Below are 7007 nucleotides of genomic sequence, written 5' to 3' on the forward strand. Positions count from 1 at the left end.
ACCACACTCGCTCAGGCGTTGATCAGTTCTTTCTTGTCGTCGGGGTCCTGGTCACGGCCGCCCCGGCTCGCACCGGACTCGGCCCCGGCGAGGTGCTTCTGCAACTGCTCGCCCTCCACGTCGACGTTCGGCAGCACGCGGTCCAGCCACTTCGGCAGCCACCACGCCTTGTCGCCGAGCAGCGCGAGCACCGCCGGGACGATCGCCATCCGGACCACGAAGGCGTCGAAGAAGACCGCGATCGCCAGACCGAAGCCGATCATCGTCACCATCTGCTCGCTGGAGCCGATGAAGCCGGAGAACACCGCGATCATGATCACCGCGGCGGCGGTGACCACCCGAGCGCCGTGCCGGAAGCCGGTGGAGATCGCCTGGCCCGGCCGCTCCCCGTGGACGTACGCCTCACGCATGCGGGTGACCAGGAAGACCTCGTAGTCCATCGCGAGACCGAAGACCACACCCACCATGAAGATCGGCATCATGCTCATGATCGGGCCGGGCTGCTCCACGCTGAACAGCGAGCCGAGCCAGCCCCACTGGAAGACCGCGACCACCGCGCCGAGCGCCGCGACCACCGAGAGCAGGAAGCCGAGCGCCGCCTTGAGCGGCACCAGAACGGACCGGAACACCACCATCAGCAGGAGGAAGGCCAGGCCGACGACCAGCGCCAGATACGGCATCAGGGCGTCGTTCATCCGCTGCGAGAAGTCGATGTTCATCGCGGTGGCGCCGGTGACCAGCACCTGCGCGCCGGTGTCCGCCTTGATGCCGCCGGCCAGGTCGCGGATGTCGTGGACCAGGTCCTCGGTCTCGACGGAGCTGGGCTGGGACTTCGGGACGACCGTGATCATCGCCGCGTCGCCCCGCTCGTTGAGGGACTCGGGCGGAACGACCGCCGCGACGCCGTCCAGCTTGCCGATCTCGTCCACGGCCTGGTCCACCGCGCTCTGCCGGGCGTCGGCGCCGCCCGACACGCCCTCGACGTCGACGGGCACCACCAGCGGACCGTTGAAGCCCGGACCGAAGCCGTCCGAGAGCAGGTCGTAGGCCTTGCGCTGGGTGGTCTTCGGGGACTGCGAGCCGTCGTCGGGCAGCCCCATCTCCAGCGAGGCGACCGGCACCGCGACGACGCCGAGGCCGATGACGGCCGCGAGCAGCACCGTGACGGGACGGCGCAGCACCAGGCGCGCCCAGCGGGTGCCGGCGTTGGGCTTGGCGGCCTCCTTGGCGGCCTCGTCGGCGGTCTGGGTCTCGGCCCTCTTGCGCGCCCCGCGCCCGAACACCCGCTTGCCCGCGAAGCCGAGCAGCGCCGGGATCATGGTGAGCGCGATCAGTACGGCGATGGCCACGGTCGCGGCCGCGGCGAAGCCCATCTTGCTCAGTACGGGGATGTTGACGACCGCCAGGCCGCACAGCGCGATGATCACGGTGAGCCCGGCGAAGACCACCGCGGAGCCCGCGGTGCCCACGGCGCGGCCCGCGGCGTCCTCGCGCTCACGCCCCGCGGTCAGCTCCGCGCGGTAGCGGGAGACGATGAACAGCGCGTAGTCGATGCCGACCGCGAGGCCGATCATCGACGCCAGGGTCCCGGTCGTGGTCCCCAGGTCCAGGACGTTCGCCAGGGCGGTGATCGACGAGACGCCGATGCCGACGCCGATCACGGCGGTGAGGATCGGCATGCCCGCGGCGACCATCGAGCCGAAGGTGATCAGCAGGACCACCAGGGCGACGGCGATGCCGATCATCTCGGCGGTGCCGCTCTCCGGCTCGGCCTGGAGCGCGTCGCCGCCGATCTCCACCTGGAGCCCGGACTCGCGCGCGTCCTCGCCCACGTCCTTCAGGGCCTCACGCGCGTCTTCCGTCAGCTCCATGGCGTTGGCCTGGTAGCTGACCTGGGTGTAGGCGATGCGGCCGTCCTGGCTGACGCCCTCGCCCTGGGTGGCGCCGCCGTTGCCGTCGTCCTGGCCCTCGCCCTGGTACGGGTCGGAGACCGAGGCGACCTGGTCCGAGCCGGTCTCCAGGGCCTTGAGGGTCTTGGTGACCTCGGCCTTGTTGTCGGCGGAGGTGATCTTCTCGCCCTTCGGGGCCTTGAAGACCACGCGGGCGGTGGCTCCGTCGGCGCTGGCGCCGGGGAACCGCTCGTCGATCAGGTCGAAGGCCTTCTGCGCCTCCGTACCCGGTATGGAGAAGGAACTGTCGGTCGGGGTGGTCGCGCTGGCGGCGCCGAATCCGGCCAGGGCCAGCAGGGCCACCCATATGACGGCGACATAGCGGCGTCGCCTGAAGGCGAGTCGGCCGAGTTTGTAGAGGAACGTAGCCACGTGGGCTCTCCCGGTCAGGTCGTAACTGGTCAGGGCAGGAATCTCACCCAGGGGAGACCCCTGGGCCCCCGGAGCCCGACGACGTGAGCGGTGCGTCAGTTGGAGCTGAGTGGGGCTGGCGTTGCTGAGTGGTTGTACTGGTGTTGCTGGGTAGGGCGGGTGGGGCGGGTGGGGCGTCAGACGCCGAGGGCGGGGAGCACCACGGCGTCGATGTATTCGGCGAGGAACGCTGGGTCGACGTCTTCATCCTCGACCAGCTGGCGGGCCAGAAAGCCGCCCACCAGCATGTGGACCACGAACTTCAACGCGGGGTGGTCCGCGGCGACCTCGCCCCGGTCCACCGCGCGCCGCAGCAGCGTGTTCAGTCCGGTGAGCTCCGGCTCGACCAGCAGTTCCCGCATCGCCTGGTGGAGTTCGGGGTTGCCGTGCGCGGCATGCGTCAGTGCGCGCATCAGGGCGGAGTTCTTCTCCATCTGGCAGCTGTCACTGCGCGCGACCATCTCGTGGAAGTCGCCTCGCAGGCTGCCGGTGTCGATCTCCGCCAAGTTCACCGGTTTGTCCTGGCGCAGGGCCCGGACGACCAGCTCCGCCTTGTTCCCCCACTGGCGGTAGAGGGTGGCCTTGCTGCAGTGCGTACGTGCCGTGACGGCGTCCATGGTGAGCGCCTCATAGCCCACGTCGCGCACCAGGTCGAGCACGGCCGAGTAGATCTCGGCCGCACGCTCGGGCGTGATCCGGCTGCGACGCGCCATGGTGACCTCGATTGCCATCTCACCCCCCCCGGTGTGAACGAAACGGTTTCGTACACATCGAAGCTATCGAATCCGGCCAGCGAAACGAAACGGTTTCGTTCGTGTCTTGAGTCACTCTCAAGTCGAGTTGCCGGGGCCCTCCGGGCGGAAAAGCATGAATGGGTGAGCAACGCGAGCGACGCTACCGATGCCGGGTATCTCCGATTTCCGCACCTGCACGGCGACCTGCTGTGCTTCACCGCCGAGGACGACCTGTGGGTCGCCCCGCTGACTCCCGAGGGCGCCGCCCCGCAACGGGCCTGGCGGGTCACCGCCGACCGCACCCGCGTCGGCAGCCCGCGCATCTCGCCGGACGGCCGCCAGATCGCGTACACGACCTGGCGCAGCCTCGACCCGGAGATCCACGTCGCGCCGGTGGCCGGCGGCCCGGCCAGACGGCTGACCTATTGGGGCAACGGCGACACCAAGGTCCGCGGCTGGACACCGGACGGCGACATCCTCGCCGTCGCCTCGCACGGCCAGCCCTTCTCGTACTTCACCTGGGCCTACTCCGTGCCCACCGACGGCTCGCCGGGCGGCAAGCTGCCCTGGGGCCCGGTGGACGACATCGCGGTCGCCGACCTCGACGGCGAGCGCCGCACCCTGCTCCTCACCGGCAAGCCGCCGCACGAACCCGCCGCCTGGAAGCGCTACCGCGGCGGCGCCACGGGGCGGCTCTGGCTGCACGGCCAGCGGCTGCTCGCCGACCTGGACGGTCATCTCGCCTGCCCGATGTTCGTCGGCGGCCGGGTCGCCTTCCTCTCCGACCACGAGGGCGTCGGCAACCTGTACTCCTGTCTGCCGGACGGCGGCGACCTGCGGCGGCACACCGACCACGACGCGTTCTACGCCCGGCACGCGGCGAGCGACGGCGAGCGCGTCGTCTACCAGTGCGCCGGGGAACTGTGGCTGGTCGACGACCTGTCCCCGGGCGCGTCCCCGCGTCGGCTCGACGTACGCCTCGGTGGTCCGCGGGCCGGGCGGCGGCGCTACCAGGTCCCCGCCGCGCAGCACGTCGACGGGCTCTCGGTGGACGAGACCGGCCGGGCCAGCGCGGTCGTCGTACGCGGCAGCCTGTACTGGCTCACCCACCGCGACGGCCCGGCCCGCACCATCACCGACACTCCGGGCGTACGGGTGCGGCTGCCGGAGATGCTCGGCTCGGGCGGCCAGGTCGCGTACGTCACCGACGCCGAGGGCGAGGACGCCGTCGAGATCGCCTATCTGCCCCGCGCCAGCGGGGACCGGCCGCCGCGCCGCCTGGCCTCCGGCGAGCTCGGCCGCGTACTGGAGCTGGTGGCCGACCCCGACGGCGAGCGGATCGCCATCGCCTCGCACGACGGGCGGGTGCTGCTGATCGACGCGACGGAGGACTCCGGCGGCGAGGTGACCGAGCTGATCCGGTCCATCAACGGGCCGGTGACCGACCTGGCCTTCTCCCCTGACGGCGGGTGGCTGACCTGGTCGCACCCCGGCGTCGGGCGGTCGCTGCGGCAGATCAAGATGGCGCGGATCTCCGGTTCCGGCTCCGGTTCCGGTTCCGGCTCCGGGGCCAGCGTCATCGTGGACGTCACCAGCGGCCGGTTCGAGGACGAGAACCCGGTCTTCACCAGCGACGGCCGCTATCTGGCGTTTCTGTCGTGGCGCGGCTTCGACCCGGTGTACGACGTGCACACCGGCGACCTGTCCTTCCCGCTGGGCTGCCGCCCCTATCTCGTACCGCTGTCGTCCGCCACGCCCTCGCCGTTCGCGCTGCTGCCGGACGGGCGGCCGGCCGCGGGCGGGCTCGATCCGGACGAGGTGGGCGAGGACGGGGGCGGGGGCGGAGGAGTGGCCGCGGGTGAGGGTGAGTCCGGTGCGACCGCCGTTCTCGTGGAGGCCGAGGGGCTGGAGAGCCGGGTGACGCCGATTCCGGTCGCCGCGTCCAAGTACTCCGCGCTGTACCCGGTCGCCGGCGGCGGTCTGGTCTGGCTGCGGTGGCCGATCTCGGGGGCGCTCGGGGAGACCTTCGCCAACCCGGACGACACCTCCGGGCGGCCGACGCTGGAGTACTTCAACATCGCCAAGGCGAAGAAGACCGAACTCGTCGAGCACCTGGACTGGTTCGGGGTCAGCGGCGACGCCTCGCGCCTGGTCGTCATGGACGAGGGCGAGCTGCGCGCGGTGCCGTCCACCGAGTCCGGAGACGGCGACTCGACGGTCTGGATCGACCTGCGGCGCATCCTGCACGAGGTCGACCCGGCGTCCGAGTGGCGGCAGGCCTTCGACGAGGCGGGGCGGCTCACCCGCGACTACTTCTGGGATCCGGGCATGTGCGGTATCGACTGGGACGCCGTACTCGACCAGTACCGGCCGCTGGTCGAACGCGTCGCGTCCCCCGACGAGTTCGCCGACCTGCTGCGCGAGGTGCTGGGCGAGCTGGGCACCTCGCACGCGTACGTCGCGGCCGCGCGGCGCAACGAAGGCCCGCCACACTACCAGCGGGCCATGGGGCTGCTCGGGGCCAACCTGGTTTGCCGGGACGGGGTGTGGACGGTCCGCCGTATCCTGCCGGGCGACTCGTCCGACTCCAAGGCGCGGTCGCCGCTGGCCGGGGCGGGGATCCGGGAGGGCGCCGTGCTCACCCATGTGGACGGGCGGGCGGTCGATCCGGTGACCGGGCCGTTCCCGCTGCTCGCGGGGTCGGGGGGCACCACCGTGGAGCTGACCTTCACCTCGGCCGCCTCGGCCGCCTCGGCCGAGGGGGGAGGCCGCTCGCGGCGGGTCGCGGTGGTGCCGCTGGTCGACGAGCGGCCGCTGCGGTACCAGGACTGGGTGGCCAAGCGGCGTGAAGTCGTACGGGAGTTGAGCGGCGGCAAGTGCGGGTATCTGCACATCCCCGACATGGGAGGCTCCGGCTGGGCGCAGTTCAACCGGGACCTGCGGCTTGAGGTGTCGCGGCCCGCGCTGATCGTGGACGTACGCGGCAACGCGGGCGGGCACATCAGTGAGCTGGTCGTCGAGAAGCTCACCCGTACGATCCTGGGCTGGGACCTGACGCGCAACGCGCAGCCCGTGTCGTACGCGTCCAGCGCGCCGCGCGGGCCCGTGGTCGCGCTCGCCGACGAGGCGACCTCGTCCGACGGGGACATGATCACGGCGGTGTTCAAACTGCTCGGGCTCGGGCCTGTGGTGGGGCAGCGGACGTGGGGCGGGGTGGTGGGGATGACCGGGCGGCATCGGCTGGGGGACGGGACCGTGATCACCGTGCCGATGAACGCGGCGTGGTTCGACGCGTACGGGTGGTCGGTCGAGAACCGGGGCGTGGAGCCGGACTTGGCCGTGCTGCGCACTCCGCTGGACTGGGCGGAGGGGCGGCACGCGCAGCTCGACGACGCGGTGCGGGTGGCTCTGGACCGGCTGGAGCGGCATCCCGCGGCGGATCCGCCCGACTACTCGGCGGTGCCGGATCGGCGGCGGCCCAAGTTGCCGCCGCGTGGCGGTGTTACGCAGCGCTACTGATCGAAATGCGGTGAATGTCCGTGCGTGCCACGCTGGTCGTGGCTTGATCCCAAGCCCCTCACCCACACAGGAGCGAACTTCCATGGGCATGAAGGACCAGTTCCAGGACAAGGCGGAGCAGCTCAAGCAGCAGGCGAAGGAGAAGCTGGGCGATGCGGAGCGGCAGGCGTCGCAGCGCGCGTCCAAGGCCGACGAGCAGGCGCAGGAGCGGATGCAGCGGGGGGCTCAGGAGGCGCAGGACCGGGTGCAGGGGGAGGGGGAGCAGGCCCAGCGTGAGAGCTGAGGTCTAGCGCGGTGGTGAGGGGCGTTCCCGGTGGGAACGCCCCTCATCATCCGTGCGCGCTGTCGTCCGTTGTGGTGGGGCGGGCTCATATAAAAAAAATACGCAGCCGAC

At 71.3% G+C, this 7007-nt stretch carries 4 protein-coding genes; 2 read left to right on the forward strand and 2 right to left on the reverse strand.

What is annotated here, in order from left to right; all coding sequences use genetic code 11:
• Nucleotides 1-11: 11 nt before the first annotated feature.
• A complete protein-coding gene (locus tag ACX6XY_RS20765) occupies nt 12-2321 on the reverse strand; it encodes an MMPL family transporter (protein WP_460332711.1) in 2310 nt (769 codons plus the stop codon).
• 176 nt (nt 2322-2497) lie between these two features.
• On the reverse strand, nt 2498-3091 hold the full coding sequence (locus tag ACX6XY_RS20770) for a TetR/AcrR family transcriptional regulator (protein ID WP_460332713.1): 594 nt from the start codon (nt 3089-3091) through the stop codon (nt 2498-2500).
• Nucleotides 3092-3235: 144 nt separating this feature from the next.
• Between ACX6XY_RS20770 and ACX6XY_RS20775 the strand changes: the two genes are divergently transcribed.
• Nucleotides 3236-6613, forward strand: coding sequence for a S41 family peptidase (locus tag ACX6XY_RS20775; RefSeq protein ID WP_460332715.1), 3378 nt, complete (start codon nt 3236-3238; stop codon nt 6611-6613).
• Nucleotides 6614-6695: 82 nt separating this feature from the next.
• The gene (locus ACX6XY_RS20780; protein ID WP_460332717.1) at nt 6696-6896 is read left to right on the forward strand and encodes a hypothetical protein; all 201 of its coding nucleotides are present in this window, start codon (nt 6696-6698) and stop codon (nt 6894-6896) included.
• Nucleotides 6897-7007: the final 111 nt, after the last annotated feature.

This window comes from Streptomyces sp. O3 (genome assembly GCF_054788135.1).